Below are 18,334 nucleotides of genomic sequence, written 5' to 3'. Positions count from 1 at the left end.
CCAAAACAACCACAATACCAAAAAATCGCAACTTTCAATTAAAGTATAAAACCTTGTCAAAAACTTTCAGAAATCATAGGTGTTTAAGCAAAAAACACAAACCCTTGACAAAAACTTTCAGAAAACACCCACGTTTCAGTATAAAAACAAAAGTTTTAAATATTTCAAAAATATTCTAAACCCCCTTATGCAGCCATGAAGTTTGTTCGCATGCGAACATTTTTTATTTTTGGTTTCTAAACAGCTTATGCAGCCGTGAAGGCAGCATTTGCTGAAGAAGTTGCCGAGTCAACTTTCTAAACGGCTTATGCAGCCGTGAAGTAGAATCTCACATACTATAAACATCGTTTATAAAAACATAAAGGTCAATTTTAGGCTTAAAAACCCTTTTTTCTAACGATTTTGCAATATATTGATTTTTAATGGTTTTATTTTTAGTTAAAAAAAAGGGTTTATAAAGTTAGTACTTTAAACTCCACTACTATTTTTAAACCGCTTACCATTAGCTTCCACAAAAGCAAACAAGTGCACCAACCCGCACCTTCACAAAGCGCCGACAACTGAGCGAGGTTAGCACGCCAAACAAGGATGTTTGGCGAGGCGCTGCTTTGTCCGGAACAAATCAGCGCCGGTGCGTTAAGACCGAACGAAAGCGGAGGGCAGTCGAAGACCGCTTTGGGTGGTGCTGCGAGGGGGTTATTAGGGGGATTTCGCACAAAATCCCCCTAATTCGGACGCAGACACTGAAATGAAAATATCGACCAATCAACAGCGTCCGAAGCTTGCGTACAAAAAACGTGCAACTTACAAAAAAAGTAAAACCTTGTCAAAAACTTTCAGAAAATATAGGTGTTTAAGCAAAAACACAAACCACTGTCAAGAACCTTCAGAAAACACCCGCGTTTCAGTATAAAAACAAAAGTTTTAGATATTTCAAAAATATTCTAAACCCCCTTATGCAACCATGAAGTTTGTTCGCATGCGAACATTTTTTATTTTTGGTTTCTAAACAGCTTATGCAGCCGTGAAGTAGAATCTTACATACTATAAACATCGTTTATAAAAACACAAAGAGCAATTTTAAGTTTAAAAACCCTTTTTTCTAACGCTTTTGCAATATATTGATTTTTAATGTTTTTACTTTTAGCTAAAAAAAAGGGGTTAAAAAGTTTGTATTTTGAACTCCATTACTTTTTTCAAACGGCTTACCATGACCTTTCCCAAAAGCAAACAAATGCACCAACCCGCACCTTCACAAAGCGCCGACAACTGAGCGAGGTTAGCACGCCAAACAAGGATGTTTGGCGAGGCGCTGCTTTGTCCGGAACAAATCAGCGCCGGTGCGTTAAGACCGAACGAAGGCGGAGGGCAGTCGAAGACCGCTTTGGGTGGCGCTGCGAGGGGGTCATTAGGGGGATTTCGCACAAAATCCCCCTAATTCGGACGCTGACATCGTATTGAAATTATCGACTAATCAACAGCGTCCGAAACCTACAAACCAAAAACCCGAAACTTTCAATTAAAGTATAAAACCTTGTAAAGAAGTTTCAGAAAATATAGGTGTTTAAGCAAAAAACACAAACCACTGTCAAGAACTTTCAGAAAACACCTATGTTTCAGTATAAAAACAAAAGTTTTAGATATTTCAAAAATATTCTAAACCCCCTTATGCAGCCGTGAAGAATACACTCCAGACGGTAGATCGGGTGTTATATTTCTAAACGGCTTATGCAGCCGTGAAGCCAGCTATATGTCCGTCGGGCACACCGTTGGTTTTCTAAACGGCTTATGCAGCCGTGAAGTCTAACATTGGCTATTGACGTGCAGCAGGACTTTTCTAAACGGCTTATGCAGCCGTGAAGTAGAATCTTACATACTATAAACATCGTTTATAAAAACACAAAGAGCAATTTTAAGTTTAAAAACCCTTTTTTCTAACGATTTTGCAATATATTGATTTTTAATGGTTTTATTTTTAGCTAAAAAAAAGGGTTTAAAAAGTTTGTATTTTGAACTCCATTACTTTTTTCAAACGGCTTACCATGACCTTCCACAAAAACAAACAAGTGCACCAACCCCCACCTTCACAAAGCGCCGACAACTGAGAGAGGTTAGCACGCCAAACAAGGATGTTTGGCGAGGCGCTGCTTTGTCCGGAACAAATCAGCGCCGGTGCGTTAAAACCGAACGAAGGCGGAGGGCAGTCGAAGACCGCTTTGGGTGGTGCTGCGAGGGGGTTATTAGGGGGATTTCGCACAAAATCCCCCTAATTCGGACGCAGGCACTGAACTGAAAATATCAACCAATTAACAGCGTCCGAAACCTGCGGATTAAAAAACTTTCAATAAAAGTAAAAACCTTGACAAGAACTTTCAGAAAACACCCACGTTTCAGTATAAAACCACCGTTTTAAAAACCGTAATTCTAAAAACCTCAACTTTAAAACCCATAATTAAACAAAGTCATAAAAATCGGCATCAACAACGTCAGTAAAAAACCTTGTACAATCGCCGGAGGCACAATGGTTATCCCTGCCCCTTTTTGCAAAATGGGCAAAGTAAAATCCATTGAGGTGGCGCCACACAACCCAAGTGCGGTCAATTTATAGCGTCCGATTAAGGTTGGAATAACAATAATGGCACAAAGTTCACGTAAAATATCGTTTAAGAAAGTGGCACTGCCGATAATTGGGCCTTGTGCTTTAGTCATCAAAATAACAGACAAGGAATACCAACCAAATCCGGACGACATCCCCAATCCAACTGGCAATGGTAGATGTAAAATTAATGCCGCAATAATTCCACCTAAAAAGGTACTGATAATAACAATTAAGGTTGTTGCAATACCCACCTTGTTAAGTAAAATTTGCTTGAGTGAAATATTGTTACTGCGCAATGAAATACCAATCAGCAACAACAGAAACACTAACACAACTTGAATAATGTTTTCACTGTATTGCCATATAAATAATGGAAAAAGACCGACAATAAAACCTAAGATTAAAGCAATACAGACCCGTAGCGACTCCAATATCATTTTAAAACGAGAATCATAGCTTTGCTTAGTGTGCGAAGTTCTCCAAGGCAGGAAGAGATCGAATAACATTAAGAAAATAAAATTACTACCGAATGTGCAGACAAAAATAATGGCAGTATAAAATAAGATATGTTGTAAATTCGTGGTTAGATCATCTAACTGCGCCAGCTCAGAACCCATTATAAAGAGAATAAAATAGACCATCCAACTTAGGATTTGGTTAATTTTGGCTAGCCATTTTTCTTGTTTGAATTTAATCAAATAACCAATACACAATGGCACCAATGCAATTAAAATACCAAAATACATATTTTATTCCCTACTCTTATTTTTTTATATTATTATCCTGTTAATTCAGCGCTTCAAGCAAATCCAATAATCTCGAATTTGCTTGCCGCTTTCATTGCGGTAGTTAACCGGGCACTATGTAACAAATATGGCACGCTAAATGCCAAGATGAGTTGACTGTTAGTTTAAAGAGGCTAACTGCGCTTGTATCGCCACTTTTAATTGATCCAATAATGCATAACGATTGCGATACTCTGAACGTTTTTTACTGGCTATCTCTTCAATCGATTTACGGTTGATTTCGTTCGGTAAGATAAATAATTCACGTTCATCTTGTTTACCGTCAATAGTTAACCAAAAATCATCATAATCCGATAAAATTCGCTCTTGTCGGCTATTGTAACGCCAGTTGTTATACACATGAGTTTTGTTACCAACAGCAACTATTTGCGGTAGCTGAAAATAGTTGGCAATAATTAAAGCCGCTTCAACCGCAACCCGTTTAGGAAACAGACCGTAACACTGTTTTGTCGCCTTTTGCACCCGCATGCGAGCCTCTTGATGACCGGTACCTTGTAAACCAGCAATAAATAACGTCGGCTTTTGTTGATACTGGATAATCGAAAAAGTTAAGGTGGCTAAATCGATGCCGTCTTGATCATAAAAATAAAGGCTGATCTCCCCTTCTCGAGCAAATTTATTACGCGCTTGTATGGCGATCTGAATATTTGCATCATTTTTGACTGTGACATCAGCCAACACAAATGGCGAATTAGGATCGTAAAATGCTTTGGTCATCTTATCGCTATGCTTAGCTAAAAAATCATAATGATAAACTAACGCATCAAATCGTTCTTGCTGGGATAAGCAAGATGATAAATAAGGTCTTTGCAATTTACACGGTAAATTAGTTTGGCAAGAAAAATAGTCGCCAAGCCGTGGATACTGTCTTAGCTTATCCAGCCATTTAAGGGTAATTGGGCTTAAGAACAAAGTTCTTAAGAAAAATTTATAACGATAAGTCCGATTACGCCATAATTCATTTAACGGTAGTTTACCGCTGCAAAGCCAGTTAAAAAGTTGCCATTTGCTTTTAGGCTGGGACATATTCGTAATATTATTCATAAGCAGAAAATTTAAATCGAGTTAGTTAATTGATTAAAAAATTTATATGTGGCTAAATTATAAAATATCAATAGATATCAATGATTAGTCATAAATACAAAGCATTAAGAGTACAACACAACCTAGCGCAACGCAACCTTTGTCATTTATGTATTTGGAAACAAAATAAAAAACGGTGAACTTGTCACCGTTTCTTATCAAGACAATAAATTAAGTTGTTAAAAACTTATTATTGACCTTTAACTTCTTTAAGTCCGTTGAATGGAGCTTTAGCGCCTAAAGCTTCTTCAATACGGATTAATTGGTTATATTTAGCAACACGGTCAGAACGGCTCATAGAACCAGTTTTGATTTGACCCGCAGCTAAACCAACAGCTAAATCAGCAATTGTTGAATCTTCAGTTTCACCACTGCGGTGTGAAATTACTGCTGTATAACCAGCATCTTTAGCCATTTTAACCGCTGCGATAGATTCAGTTAATGTACCGATTTGGTTAACTTTAACTAAGATAGAGTTAGCAATACCTTTTTCAATACCTTGTTTGAAGATTTTGGTATTAGTCACAAATAGATCATCGCCAACTAATTGGATTTTGTGACCTAATGCTTTAGTTTGGTATGCCCAACCTTCCCAATCGCTTTCATCTAAACCGTCTTCGATTGAAACAATCGGATATTGTTCAGTTAAACCTTCTAAATAGTGAGTAAATTCTTGAGCAGTGAACTCTTTATTTCCTTCACCTTTTAATACATATTTACCGGTTTCTTTGTTATAGAATTCAGATGCAGCACAGTCCATCGCTAAAGTAATGTCTTTACCTAGTACATAACCTGCTTTTTCAACCGCTTCTTTGATACAAGCTAATGCTTCAGCATTTGAACCTAAGTTAGGAGCAAAACCACCTTCGTCACCAACTGCGGTATTCATGCCTTTAGCGTGTAACACTTTAGCTAAGTTATGGAATACTTCAGAACCCATACGGATCGCTTCACGTACTGTTTTAGCACCGACTGGTTGAATCATAAATTCTTGTAGATCGATGTTGTTATCAGCATGCTCACCACCATTGATGATGTTCATCATTGGTAAAGGCATAGAGTATTGACCTGAAGTTCCGTTAAGATCAGCGATATGTTGATAAAGTGGCACACCTTTCGCCGCAGCAGCAGCTTTAGCCGTTGCTAAAGAAACAGCAAGAATTGAGTTTGCACCTAAGTTAGATTTGAAATCAGTACCGTCTAAATCAATCATGATTTGGTCGATAGCTGCTTGATCTAACGCATCTTTACCTACAACTGCTTTAGCAATTGGGCCATTTACGTTTTCAACCGCTTTTAATACACCTTTACCTAAAAAGCGAGATTTGTCACCATCACGAAGTTCTAACGCTTCACGTGAACCTGTTGACGCACCTGATGGAACGATTGCTAGACCAACAAAACCACCTTCTAAATGAACTTCGGCTTCAACAGTTGGGTTACCACGAGAGTCGATGACTTCACGACCATGTACTTTAACGATTTTTGCCATGTTATTTTCCTCTATATGACAGATATATTACTAAATTTAATCCAAAACTATTTTTGTTGCTGCGCTTGATAAATTTTGGCAGCTTTCACGAAACTACTAAACAGTGGATGACCGTCACGTGGTGTTGAGGTAAATTCCGGGTGGAACTGACATGCAACAAACCATGGGTGATCAGGAATTTCAATAATTTCGACTAATTTTTTATCGGTTGAAAGACCGGTGACTTTTAATCCTGCTTTTACAACTTCCGGTAATAAATTATTGTTCACTTCATAACGATGACGGTGACGTTCGGTGATAGATTCCTTCTGATACATCTCAGATACCAACGAATTTGGCTCAAGATGACAGATTTGTGAACCTAAACGCATGGTGCCGCCTAAATCACTGTTTTCATTACGTTGCACAACATTACCCGACTCATCGCTCCATTCGGTAATAAGCGCAATAACCGGACTTGCACAATCTTTGACAAATTCAGTTGAATTTGCATCTTTAATACCTGCAACATTACGTGCATACTCAATTAAAGCAACTTGTAATCCAAGGCAGATACCTAAATAAGGGATCTTATTCTCACGGGCATAACGTGCTGCCATGATTTTGCCTTCCACGCCACGATAACCAAACCCACCCGGTATCAATATAGCGTCTAAATCTTTTAATATATCAGTACCACGTGATTCAAGATCTTCTGAATCAATATAGCGAATATGAACAGTTAACCGATTTTTTAAACCGCCATGTTTTAATGCTTCGTTTACTGATTTATACGCATCAGGTAATTCAATGTATTTACCTACCATACCAATTGTAACTTCACCGACAGGATTAGCTTCTTCATAGATGACTTGTTCCCATTCAGATAGATCGGCTTCCTTACATTCAAGATGGAAACGATTGCACACGTAGGTATCTAAATTTTGTGATTTCAATAATGCTGGGATTTTATAAATCGAATCAACATCTTTAAGTGAAATCACTGCACGTTCAGGAACATTACAAAATAGTGCAATTTTAGCTCTTTCGTTAGCAGGAATTGCGCGATCTGAACGACAAATTAGTACATCAGGTTGAATACCAATTGATAATAACTCTTTTACTGAGTGCTGTGTTGGTTTGGTTTTAACTTCACCTGACGATGCAAGATAAGGCACTAATGTTAAGTGCATAAATAAGGTATGTTCACGACCAACATCAACCGCCAATTGGCGAATTGCTTCTAAGAATGGTAGTGATTCAATATCACCAACGGTGCCACCGACTTCAACAATGGCAACATCAAAACCTTTTGCGCCTTCAATTACCCGTGATTTTATTTCATTAGTGATATGAGGAATAACTTGAACCGTAGCCCCTAAATAATCACCACGGCGCTCTTTACGTAATACATCAGAATAAATACGTCCAGTTGTAAAATTATTTTTACGCGTCATTTTTGTGCGTATAAAACGCTCATAATGCCCCAAATCAAGATCGGTTTCAGCACCGTCTTCTGTCACAAAAACTTCACCATGTTGAATCGGGCTCATTGTGCCGGGATCAACATTAATATAGGGATCAAGTTTTAGCATGGTGACTTTTAAATTGCGGGCTTCTAAAATTGCAGCTAACGATGCTGCGGCAATGCCTTTACCTAAGGAAGAAACGACACCGCCTGTAACAAAAATATAATTCGTGACCATTAATACCAGACCATTATTAATTTAATAGAATAATATTGCAGAAATTTAAACCATAAAAACTTATGCAATATATGATGAATCAGACGGGAAGTTAGTATAACAGAATATGCCTTCCCTCACAATTGAATAATTAGGTTTAATTGTTTAGTTAATCACTTTGTCTATTTATTCAAGATTAACGATAGTACCTAATCTATTTTCATAATATTTTTTAATTTCATCAATTCGACGTTGGTTAACTTTAGTGTTTTTAACTAGTTTAACGCCATTAATCACTGCGGTTAATATCATGACAATAAACACGATAACATTAATATTAATTAAAGAAAAAAATGATATTGTTTGATTTTCATCCAAATTATAGCGATGATTTGCATTAACTTTTAAAGCAGAAATCGTTTCAGAATTTTGATCTTTACCATAACGAATATCACTTACTACACCAACAATATTAACATTAGGCGAGATAGTGCTATTTAAGATATCAAAATAATAATTCACCGTTTTATATTCGTACAATTTCATCGAATTGTATGGTGATTCTATGTCAATTTTGATTAATGGTCTCATGTCAATATAGCTTTGATTGGTTAAAGTAATTTCTATTCCAGACTGATATTGAGAAACAATTTTTTTTATCTCTTTTTGCAATGCGGGGTTAAATGAATCTAATGTACTTGAAAGTTCCAATATTTCCATAGATTCAGCGATGATATCTAGATCAGGATTTTTTTTAGATCGCTCAAGCAATTTATCCCATCCAACACGCCTAAAGATATCACCCGTATAAAATAAATCAGTAATTCGGAATTTAACTTGATCACATTGTTCAACAGGTAAAATATTACAGCTATTGTCGATATCAATTACCATTTGACCAAGACTTTTTATTTTAGAAAAAGGTTTTTTGGTAAAAGCCTCATAACCTAACTCATAGTTAGCTCTCGCAACAGCTACTTGTTGCAATTTTTCAAAATGTTTAAATTCTTCATCATGTTTATATTGAATAAAATCGGGCGAAAATATATGTTTTAATGAGGTTTCGATGCTCATAACATCCCTTTCTTTCACCACTATTGGTTGGCTATTGATAAAGAAGTTATGGCATTGAAAATCTTCAGTTAAATCATTAACATCGCACGATGTGTTTTTAATCGAGATATTCACAATATCACCATGCTTGATATCACTATTATGTAAAGTAGTGAGATCGTTAATTTGTAGATTTTTAGATTGTTGCGAGTAATATCGATAAGCAAAATATCCATTATTAATTGGATCAGTATAATATAAGAGTGTAAAAGATAAGATGATCCCAACCCCCAATAAAATTTTATTTTGCCCAACTGATTTAGGCGATCCAAATTGCTCTACTTCGTCATGAATAGATAACGTGTGACCATAGCGAAGTAATTTTTTACCATCCTCACTAATCACCATTTCGGTAGAAGAATCTGAACTTTTAGGGATAAAATTTGACCAATACTTAGGGTATTTTAATACCGTGTTTTCGCCTACCTCCACGATATTAGAATATTTATCATGAATTGTAGCTTCAATGACTTTCACTTGCTGTAGGGTTGATTCAAATTTAGGTTTACGCCATGCCAAAAAGGCAACGCCACCAAGAAACATTAAAATTAAAAAAGATATATTATCATCACGACTATGCCATGATAATGTCAATAAAAAGGTGGCTAATAATAAACATATCGAAATGGATAAACAGTTGCTCAAGTTACTTCGAATGGTGGCTTCGAATGCTGTTTCTTCTCGTTGGTAGAGGTTATTATTAATTGATACGCCTGAATTTACCTTATCGCCGTCGATGCTTTTCAAATCATCTTCTTGATCAATTTGCGTATAATCGCGCTCATCATCATCATAAAGAGTGAGTGACTCAATATCAAAAGCATCTCTATTATCGTTGCGTTTTTCATAATACTTGTCAATGTAAGTGTTGTCTTTTAAATCCCCAAAATCTTCAAATTCATATTCCTCGTTTGGATCATAGTTTTCCTGTGCGGTCTTGAGGTCGTTGTCATTAATGTTAACAACAATCGCATACTGTTTGGTAAATACAACTTCTATGATATTGAATTGATCAATATGCTTATTCATATTATATGGAAAAAATATCTCTATATCGCCTATTTCATAATAATAGTTTATTTCTTCAGTATTGTAGTTAAGACTATGACGACTACAAATCCCTTGTAGTTGCGATACTTTGTTATCAACTAATGAGGATTGAAATTTATAGGGATAAACCGCCCATTTACTGGTTAAAAACGGTTGTAATAGTGCTAGCTCTTCATCCGTGAGATCTCGTATTGGTTCACGTAGACTTAAGTAGTCGTCTAAATTATCCTTTTTTATACTGCGCTCACCTTTAAAAAGAATCCAGCTAGTTAATCCAAAAATTAAAAGACCTATTTTAACAAGTGTAAACCATTCCATAGTAATTCCTTAATCCAATTATTCCTTTATTGAAAAAATGCGTTTTTAAAACAACTTTATTGTTAATCAATACCTACTCTATTTAGCGAATTTTCCTTTAAATTCGATAAAATCTTTTAAATTATCGATATCCTTAATTGCCAATTTACCAGCAACTTTATGGATGATATCTAAATTAATCAATTCATTAACCGCTCGACGATAGACACGATCGGTAGTGCCAAAACGTTCTGCTTCCAAGTAGTTTTTTTGAAAATGATTAACGGGTTGAATATTTAGATGATGCTGATACATATCAAAAGCAATGTTATAACAGATTGAATATAAATTTCTTTTTAAGAAGATATCTAATGTTTCTTGATAATCAAAAGCAATAGCACTCGCAAAAAACAGTGCTAATTGAGGGTATTTGAGTAATGATTGATATAATTTATTAATGCTGACGATAGCGACAGTAAGGGCTTCTTCGGCTATGATATCAAATTGACATAAATAGTCGGTAAAAAACTCCATTTCACCGAAAATATGCTCATCACAATCTACTGTACCAAGATGAAATCGACGCCCATTATTGGCTTGATAACGTATCGAAATCGTACCATTATAAACAACAACTAAATTATCGACTTTACATCCTTGATGAAAAAGAGTGGTTTTTTCATCAACGATTTTCTTTTCTATAATGCATTGTTCTATAATTGATTCGAATAACTTATTGTTTTCCTGCCAATAACGGCTAAATCGACCTTTATTTAATGATTTTAATTGCATATCAACGAAGTTTTTAACCACAAACTATATACCACATCAGAATCGATAACGTATTGATACTTAATTATCTATCGCGTTACCTTATTCTGAAGAGGCGTCATTATAGTCAACCATTGTCATAAAAGCGATAACCTAAGTTAATTTCATTCATTATTTTTTTGGGCTTTTTTCTTTAAGAACATCGATATAGCCAGCATAACGATAATAACGGCATAATATATTGGTATGGTTTTCATAATAATATAAATACCTAAATAGTTATACAATATTGAGCTAATAGCTGGGCTAAACATCGCCCCGGCACTGCCACTGATTAAAATAAATGAAACATTTTTGCTTGATGCTTTTTTTACAAAGGTTACGTACATTACAAACCTCTTTGGCATCGGTTAAATAATTTTCGGCAATAAATTTTGCTCTTAAAGGATCACCTGGCATGATAACGGTTTGTGCAAAGTCGTTGGGGTTAGCATTGATATGTGCGGTCATAATATTTCCTGAATAATGAGTGAGTTGCCTCAATTATAATAAGGATATTTTTCATTTGACTAGGACATAAGTCCGTAGCCAATGTTCGATGCCACATTTTTAGAAATTAATTTGGAAATGAATGACTATTGATAAAAAAAAGGCGCTTAATGCGCCTTTAGCTTTGATTGTCTTTAAATTTTATCGACTTTAAATTTGCTCGCCGTTAACGTTAAGCAGTTAAATTAAGCCTAAAAAATTCTATCTTTATAATATTGAGTAATTTGATTTAACCGTTTCCGATTAAATATCACTTTTCTAATTAGTAAGATGCCATTAAGTACAAACACAAATATCAAAATCGCAAACATAAAAATATTGACAATAACTGGCGAAGTTAACGAATAGATTTTTTGCGGTTCTGCTCGATAATATTCTTTAGAGTTAATTTTGAGCGCTGAAATGGTGTTATCTTGTCGATAGCTAATATCGTCGATCATTCCAATCAAATTAATATTACCTTCATCATTATTAGTTAGAAGATTGTAATAATAATTTCGAGATTCGTTCAAATCGTTATCCGTTTGTAGATGATCAATATTATATGATTGAGGTATTTCAATATAGCTAACATTGGCTAAGGTAATCTCAACATCGGACTGATCAAGTTGATAACGTAAAACCGTTCTTTTGATTTTAAACATTAACTCTTCTTTCAATCTGTGAAGATCATTGATAAATGAATCGAACCTCTTTTCTTCTAAAATAAGCGAATACGTTGGATCTGATTTAGCCTCTTTAACAATATCATCCCAATATTCTTCTTCATAATCTCTTGTATCATGTAGATTGAGTAAGCTCATTTTAATAAATTTACATTCGTAATCAAAAATATTACAAACATCATTAATATCAATTATCATCGGTCCAATATCTTTTAATTTGACAAAAGGATTAATTTCATAGCGATCAAAAGAGAACATATTGCTTTGTTTATTAAGTTCATCAACCAATTCCTTTTGGTATTTTTCAAAAAGCAACATCTCATCATCACGCACAGTTTTAACCGAATCTTTATTAAATACTCTTTTAATAATTTGCGCATTGAGCATAATTTTATTATCTTTAGCATCGAATGGTTTGGTATTGATAAAAAAGTGATTACATTTATTCTCTTGATTTATATTCTCAACATCACATGATGTGCCTTTGATAGTCATATTGATCAAATCACCACGTTTGATATCACTTTGATTTAAGCTAGTTAAATCGTTAATCTGCCAATTTTTTAATTGGTTATTGTAATAGCGATATGCCGAAATAGTATTGTTAATAGGCTCTGAAAAGCAAATAAGCGCAAGCGATAAAATCCCCGCAATAATAACTAAAAGTATATTTCGTTCGACGATTTTAGGTGGTCCAAATTCTTCTACTTCGCGATTAATTGACAACGTATGGCCATAACGAAGCAATTTTTTACTCTCTTCTACCATTTCCATCTCGATCGGCGTTGGAGTAGAACTCGGTAAAAATTTTGACCAATATTTAGGATAACTTAAATTAGTTGTTTCACTTACAACCACAGTATTATTTATAGTATCTTTATCAAATATATTGGCTTTAATAATGTTGACCTGCTTCAAATTTGTTAAACGTTTAGGTTTAACGAACAAACAGACAACCGCTAGTATAAGGCTTATAGTAATAATTGCGCTTAAACCATAGCTAAGCTCCATTTGATTTGCCCATAAGACAATAAACAAAAGAGTGGCAACGACTAGGGAGATAGCAGTTAGAATACCATTGTTATGTTGATTACGGGTAAGCGCCTCTAAAGGTGTTTCATCTCTTGTGGACAAGGTTTCGTATTCAATTTTTTCTTCTTCATCTTCTTCAATATTGTAATTAATAGCATGATCATCTTTATCATCGATTAACGCATCGTCAGCGTAAAAAGATTCAGGCATCTCGATCGTTTTTATACCACTGGTAAAATTTGGATCATAATTATTGAACGCAAATTCAAGATCACAAGTATTAATATTGACTACTATGGCGTAATTCTTAGTCAAAACCACATCGACTTTATTGAACTTTTTAATAAACATAGACATTTGATAGGGAAAGAAAACCTCAATATTGTCGATTTCATAATAATAGTCGTTAACTTTTCCATTATATAACAATCCATGGTGGGTACAGCTACCTTCAATCTGTGATACTTTATAATCAATTAATGGTTTGAGTTTATAAGGCCGAACAGCTTTTTTTTTCGTTAAATAAGGTTCTAAGAGTGTTAACTCTTCTTGCGTTAGCTCTCGCGATGACTCTCGACTTTGAATAAATCTTCTTAATCTTTGCTTATTATTACTACGATCACTTCGATAAGATAGCCAAACACAAGTCCCAAATAACAATATCCCAATCTGTAAAATTATGTACAGTTCAAACATATTCCTTTATTTCCTTTATTTCCTTTATTTCCTTTTCATTTATTACTAAAAACAACTAAAAACAATTTGAAACTGATAAATAGATTATTTTATTTTCTCTCTTCAGTTTATGAAAACTTTATTGAATCGCTTTAATACTGAGACAAAAGGCGCTTAATGCGCCTTTAGCTTAGATTACCTTTAAATTTGCGGCTTTTCACGTTGAGTGTTTAAATTAAGCCTAAAAAGTTCTATCTTTATCATATTGAATAATTCGATTCAACCGACTAATTCAATCTTTAATCTGCCATTTTTTTTATTAAATAATATCAATAATGGTAACAACCAACCTAATGTATACGATACGTATTGTAATTTTTAATTTTAACGTTACGAATTATATTCAAAATTGGTTTCAACAAGAACATCATACCATTAATAATGGTCGCTGAAGCTAAAAGCAAAAATAACAGCAGGTTTACACAAATTGGCAATAGATTTTCACTTATATCTTTTTGGTATAACTCTTGCGTATTTATGGTTAATGTTGAAATGGTATGATTAGGATCATGATCAACATTTGAAACGAATCCCGACATCGTGACCACGATATGATCTATATGAAAGTTTTTGTCAGATTGTGGATCAACACTTTCACCCGATTGAGAACTTGTCTTATCTTTTAAACCAGCTAGAAGAAAATATCTTGTGGAACTGGCTAAATGAAAAGAGGTATCGGTAGTTGCACTGTGAATTAATGATTCAATACATTTATCATCTTGATTTTTAACAGGTACTTCACATGTTAATGACACATCTAAAAAATCTAATTTCACTACATCACCCGGCTTAATGTCGCTGGTGACTAATTTTGAGGGATCATCAAAAAACCAACGTTTAGAATCGTGATTGTATTGATGATAAACAAATGAGAAATTGTCACTCACATCTGCTTGATAATTAACACCATAAACATAAAACGCGCCAACTAAAAAAAGCCATAAATTTCGTCCCCAAAATTTTGGTGGCCCGAATTGTTCAACCTCTTTACTAACTGACAAGTCGTAGCCATAACGAACAATTTTTTTACTGTCAACATCAACATCTAAATCAACATCAAAAGTGCTACTTTCAGGGATAAATGATTGCCAATTTTTGGGATACTTTAATTTCAAACCATGACCAATGATAATCTCATTGGATTTAACAATTTTTCTCGTTATTCTTCCTTTTACTTGATTAATAAATCGCACTTTAGCTTTATATTTTGGTTTTCGAAAATAAAAGTAAGTAGCAGCCAGAAAATTCACTCCAAACCAAAACAGATCGTTTAACTCTTTTGTATTCCAAAAACGATTAAAATAGCTTACGACAAAAAAACAAAAAAATGCCGTGAGTATCCCTCGATTTAATTTATTTCGGGAAGCTGATTCTTGCGATGTTTCTTTTCGAACTGATAAAATTTCGTAACCCAATTTTTCACTCAGTTTATCGTGTGGACTTACTTTATGAATAGCATCGTCATCGACGTTTTCACCTTGAGAGAATTTTGAAACGCCGCTTTGCCAATATGCCGAACTTTGTTTATCTTTTTTTTCATCGGCCAAATAGGTCGCATATAATGCTGAACCAATTTTGTGATCATTTAACTTAACCGCAATAGCAAAATTTTGCGTAAGCGCAATTTCAACTTCGTTATAATCACTGAGGTAACGATCCATGTTGAAAGGAAATACAATATCAATATTATGGATTATATAGGAACACGTGTTTTCGGAAGGCAAAAATTCAGTTTGTTTGACACAACTACCGGAGATTGACATCACTTCTCGGGAAACTAAAGATGACTTTTTTTTCCCTGAAGATTGGTCACAAGCCATCGATAAATAAGTTTCTACACCTTTTCTTTCCTCTTCAGTTAACATTCTAAAAGCTTTGAGGTCTGTAACCGAACTACCTGCTATTAGCTTATTTTTATATTTATTATTTCTAAACTTTTTTATTGGATAAAAAATAATAGAACGAATCAATGTAATAAATAAGTGAATTATGGTGAAAAAAGCAAAAAACGGCATGAAACTTATTCCTTATAAATCTTGTTTTATTATAATGTAAAAAGTTAACTGTTAATTTTTTACTACAAAATTAATGATTGACGGTTTTTTCACTCCGGGATAGACCGATAATTCCGGAACGCACAATTTCAACAATATTACACGTTTCACGAATTGAGGCTAAAAACGAGTCTAATTTTTCGCTCGTTCCCGATAACTGTACAATGTAATGGGTCGCAGTCACATCAACTATCGAGCCGCGAAAAATATCAGCACAGCGCTTAACTTCATCACGAGCATCGGAACCTTTCGCCGCCACTTTAACCAGCATGATTTCACGTTCAACGTGAGGACCTTCGGTTAAATCATTCACCCGATAAACATTGACCAGTTTATGCAGTTGTTTTTGGATCTGCTCAATCACATGCTCATCCCCGGTTGTTTGAATGGTCATGCGGTGCATGGTTGGATCTTCGGTTGGCGCTGTGGTAATCGTTTCAATATTAAATCCACGTTGAGAAAATAAACCAATAATTCGTGACAAAGCGCCCGGCTCATTTTCAGTTAGAATTGATAAAATATAACGCATTATGTTCTCTCCGTTTTACTAAGCCACATTTCGTTCATTGCACCGCCACGAATCTGCATTGGGTAAACATGCTCTGTGGCATCAGTCATCACATCGACAAATACCAGACGATCCTTAATTGACAACGCTTTTTTAAGTTTAGATTCAAGTTCTTCTCGTTTAGTGATACTGATACCGACATGGCCGTAAGCTTCGGCAATTTTGGCAAAATCCGGCAGTGATTCCATATAGGAACTTGAATGTCGACCGGCATAAATCATATCTTGCCACTGTTTCACCATTCCTAAAAAGCGGTTATTGAGATTTAATACCAGTACTGGTAAGCCATATTGTAAAGCCGTTGAAAGCTCTTGTATGTTCATTTGAATACTGCCATCGCCGGTGACACAAACCACATGTTTTTTCGGGAAAGCCAATTTAACCCCTAACGCTGCCGGCAAGCCAAAGCCCATGGTACCAAGTCCGCCAGAAGTGATAAAATGACGAGGTTTATCAAACGGATAATAAAGCGCAGTAAACATCTGATGCTGTCCCACATCGGTAGTAATATAAGCATCACCCTTAGTTAACTTATACAGTACTTCAATAGCCTCTTGTGGTTTAATGCTTTCACCTTCATGGCTATAAGCTAAACAGTAACGAGCACGCCAATGATCAATTTGTTTCCACCAATCGACTAATGCATCAAGATCTCGCTCAGCCTTGATTTCATCTATTTGTGATAACATCGTTTCAACAACGACTTTGGCATCGCCCACCACCGGAATAGCAGCCGGAACGGTTTTTGAAATCGAAGTTGGGTCGATATCAATATGAATTATCTTCGCTTTTGGACAATATTTTTCCACATTATTGGTGGTTCTATCATCAAAGCGTGCACCAACAGCAAAAATGACATCCGCATTATGCATCGACATATTGGCTTCATAAACCCCATGCATGCCAATCATGCCTAAATACTTTTTATCCGTGCCGGGAAAAGCGCTAATTCCCATTAAAGTTGAAGCTACCGGCAGATTTAATTTATCCGCTAAAGTTTTAATCGCCTCACTTGCGCCGGCGCTAATAACCCCACCTCCAATAAAAAGGACTGGCTTTTTAGCCGCCATTAACGTGGTTAATGCTTTTTTGATCTGCCCTTTATGGCCTTGAATGGTCGGATTATAAGACCGCATTGAAACCGATTTAGGATAATGATAGTTATACTTATTCGCAGGATTAACGACATCTTTTGGTAAGTCAATCACAACCGGGCCTGGTCGACCAGTCGAGGCGATATAAAATGCCTTTTTGATCGTTTCGGGAATATCCTGACTATCTTTAATTAAAAAACTATGTTTCACAATTGGGCGTGAAATCCCCACCATATCACACTCTTGAAAGGCATCATTACCGATTAAATTACTTGCCACTTGCCCCGACAAAATAACCAGTGGTACCGAATCCATATAAGCGGTTGCAATACCAGTAATGGTATTGGTCGCACCGGGTCCGGATGTCACTAAAACCACCCCAACATCTCCTGTCGCCCTTGCATAACCGTCGGCCATATGTACAGCCGCTTGCTCATGACGAACTAAAATATGTTCAATTCCACCTAACGTATGAATGGCATCATAGATATCAAGAACGCTACCACCGGGATAACCAAATATCTGTTTCACACCTTGATCAATCAAAGATTGAATGACCATTTCCGCACCTGACAGCTTTGCCATAAGTTATTGCCTCCAGTATTACATATTTGTCATTTTTTATTCATTGTGCATTAACTTTTACACAAAATCAATAAAGTCAATAAGCTAAGATGATTCTCTGACTTTAATCCGAATAAAAAATTCATTTTTGTGAGATATCTTCCATAAAAATCATTAATTCTTTAAAAAGTGCAATAT

The 18,334-nt window shown here is 35.2% G+C and carries 10 protein-coding genes and 1 pseudogene; all 11 read right to left on the bottom strand.

From position 1 onward, the window contains the following. Positions 1-2,439 precede the first annotated feature (2,439 nt). The 11 genes and pseudogenes from J3U42_RS09425 to ilvI all read right to left on the bottom strand — a co-directional run bounded on the left by J3U42_RS09425 (position 2,440) and on the right by ilvI (position 18,157). The gene (locus J3U42_RS09425) at positions 2,440-3,345 is read right to left on the bottom strand and encodes a lysine exporter LysO family protein (protein ID WP_267329107.1); all 906 of its coding nucleotides are present in this window, start codon (positions 3,343-3,345) and stop codon (positions 2,440-2,442) included. 159 nt (positions 3,346-3,504) lie between these two features. Then, positions 3,505-4,431, bottom strand: coding sequence for a VirK/YbjX family protein (locus tag J3U42_RS09420; RefSeq protein WP_267336306.1), 927 nt, complete (start codon positions 4,429-4,431; stop codon positions 3,505-3,507). 247 nt (positions 4,432-4,678) lie between these two features. Next, a complete protein-coding gene (gene eno / locus J3U42_RS09415; RefSeq protein WP_220217580.1) occupies positions 4,679-5,980 on the bottom strand; it encodes a phosphopyruvate hydratase in 1,302 nt (433 codons plus the stop codon). Between the two features lie 47 nt (positions 5,981-6,027). Further along, a complete protein-coding gene (gene pyrG, locus J3U42_RS09410; protein ID WP_267336305.1) occupies positions 6,028-7,665 on the bottom strand; it encodes a glutamine hydrolyzing CTP synthase in 1,638 nt (545 codons plus the stop codon). A 165-nt stretch (positions 7,666-7,830) separates the two neighbouring features. Then, positions 7,831-10,125, bottom strand: coding sequence for an IgaA/UmoB family intracellular growth attenuator (locus J3U42_RS09405; RefSeq protein WP_267336304.1), 2,295 nt, complete (start codon positions 10,123-10,125; stop codon positions 7,831-7,833). Positions 10,126-10,203: 78 nt separating this feature from the next. Continuing rightward, positions 10,204-10,896, bottom strand: a complete 693-nt coding sequence (locus J3U42_RS09400; RefSeq protein ID WP_416380456.1) for a Crp/Fnr family transcriptional regulator — start codon at positions 10,894-10,896, stop codon at positions 10,204-10,206. Positions 10,897-11,250: 354 nt separating this feature from the next. Next, a pseudogene (gene deoD, locus J3U42_RS09395) lies at positions 11,251-11,385 on the bottom strand (purine-nucleoside phosphorylase); the annotation flags it as partial. Positions 11,386-11,615: 230 nt separating this feature from the next. Further along, positions 11,616-13,817, bottom strand: a complete 2,202-nt coding sequence (locus tag J3U42_RS09390) for an IgaA/UmoB family intracellular growth attenuator (protein ID WP_267336302.1) — start codon at positions 13,815-13,817, stop codon at positions 11,616-11,618. Positions 13,818-14,146: 329 nt separating this feature from the next. Next, positions 14,147-15,871, bottom strand: coding sequence for an IgaA/UmoB family intracellular growth attenuator (locus J3U42_RS09385; protein WP_267336301.1), 1,725 nt, complete (start codon positions 15,869-15,871; stop codon positions 14,147-14,149). 70 nt (positions 15,872-15,941) lie between these two features. Beyond that, positions 15,942-16,439 (bottom strand): acetolactate synthase small subunit, encoded by a 498-nt coding sequence (gene ilvN, locus J3U42_RS09380; protein ID WP_220217587.1) that lies wholly within the window; start codon positions 16,437-16,439, stop codon positions 15,942-15,944. Next, entirely contained in the window at positions 16,439-18,157 is a 1,719-nt protein-coding gene (gene ilvI / locus J3U42_RS09375) for an acetolactate synthase 3 large subunit (RefSeq protein WP_267336300.1), read from the bottom strand. The genes ilvN and ilvI overlap by 1 nt, the downstream gene beginning before the upstream one ends. Between the last annotated feature and the right edge of the window lie 177 nt (positions 18,158-18,334).

The sequence above is a fragment of the Gilliamella sp. B2923 genome (assembly GCF_026536565.1).
Taxonomy (GTDB): Bacteria; Pseudomonadota; Gammaproteobacteria; order Enterobacterales; family Orbaceae; genus Gilliamella.
Note: the sequence above shows the minus strand (reverse complement) of the source record. Positions and strands in the feature narration are given on the sequence as shown.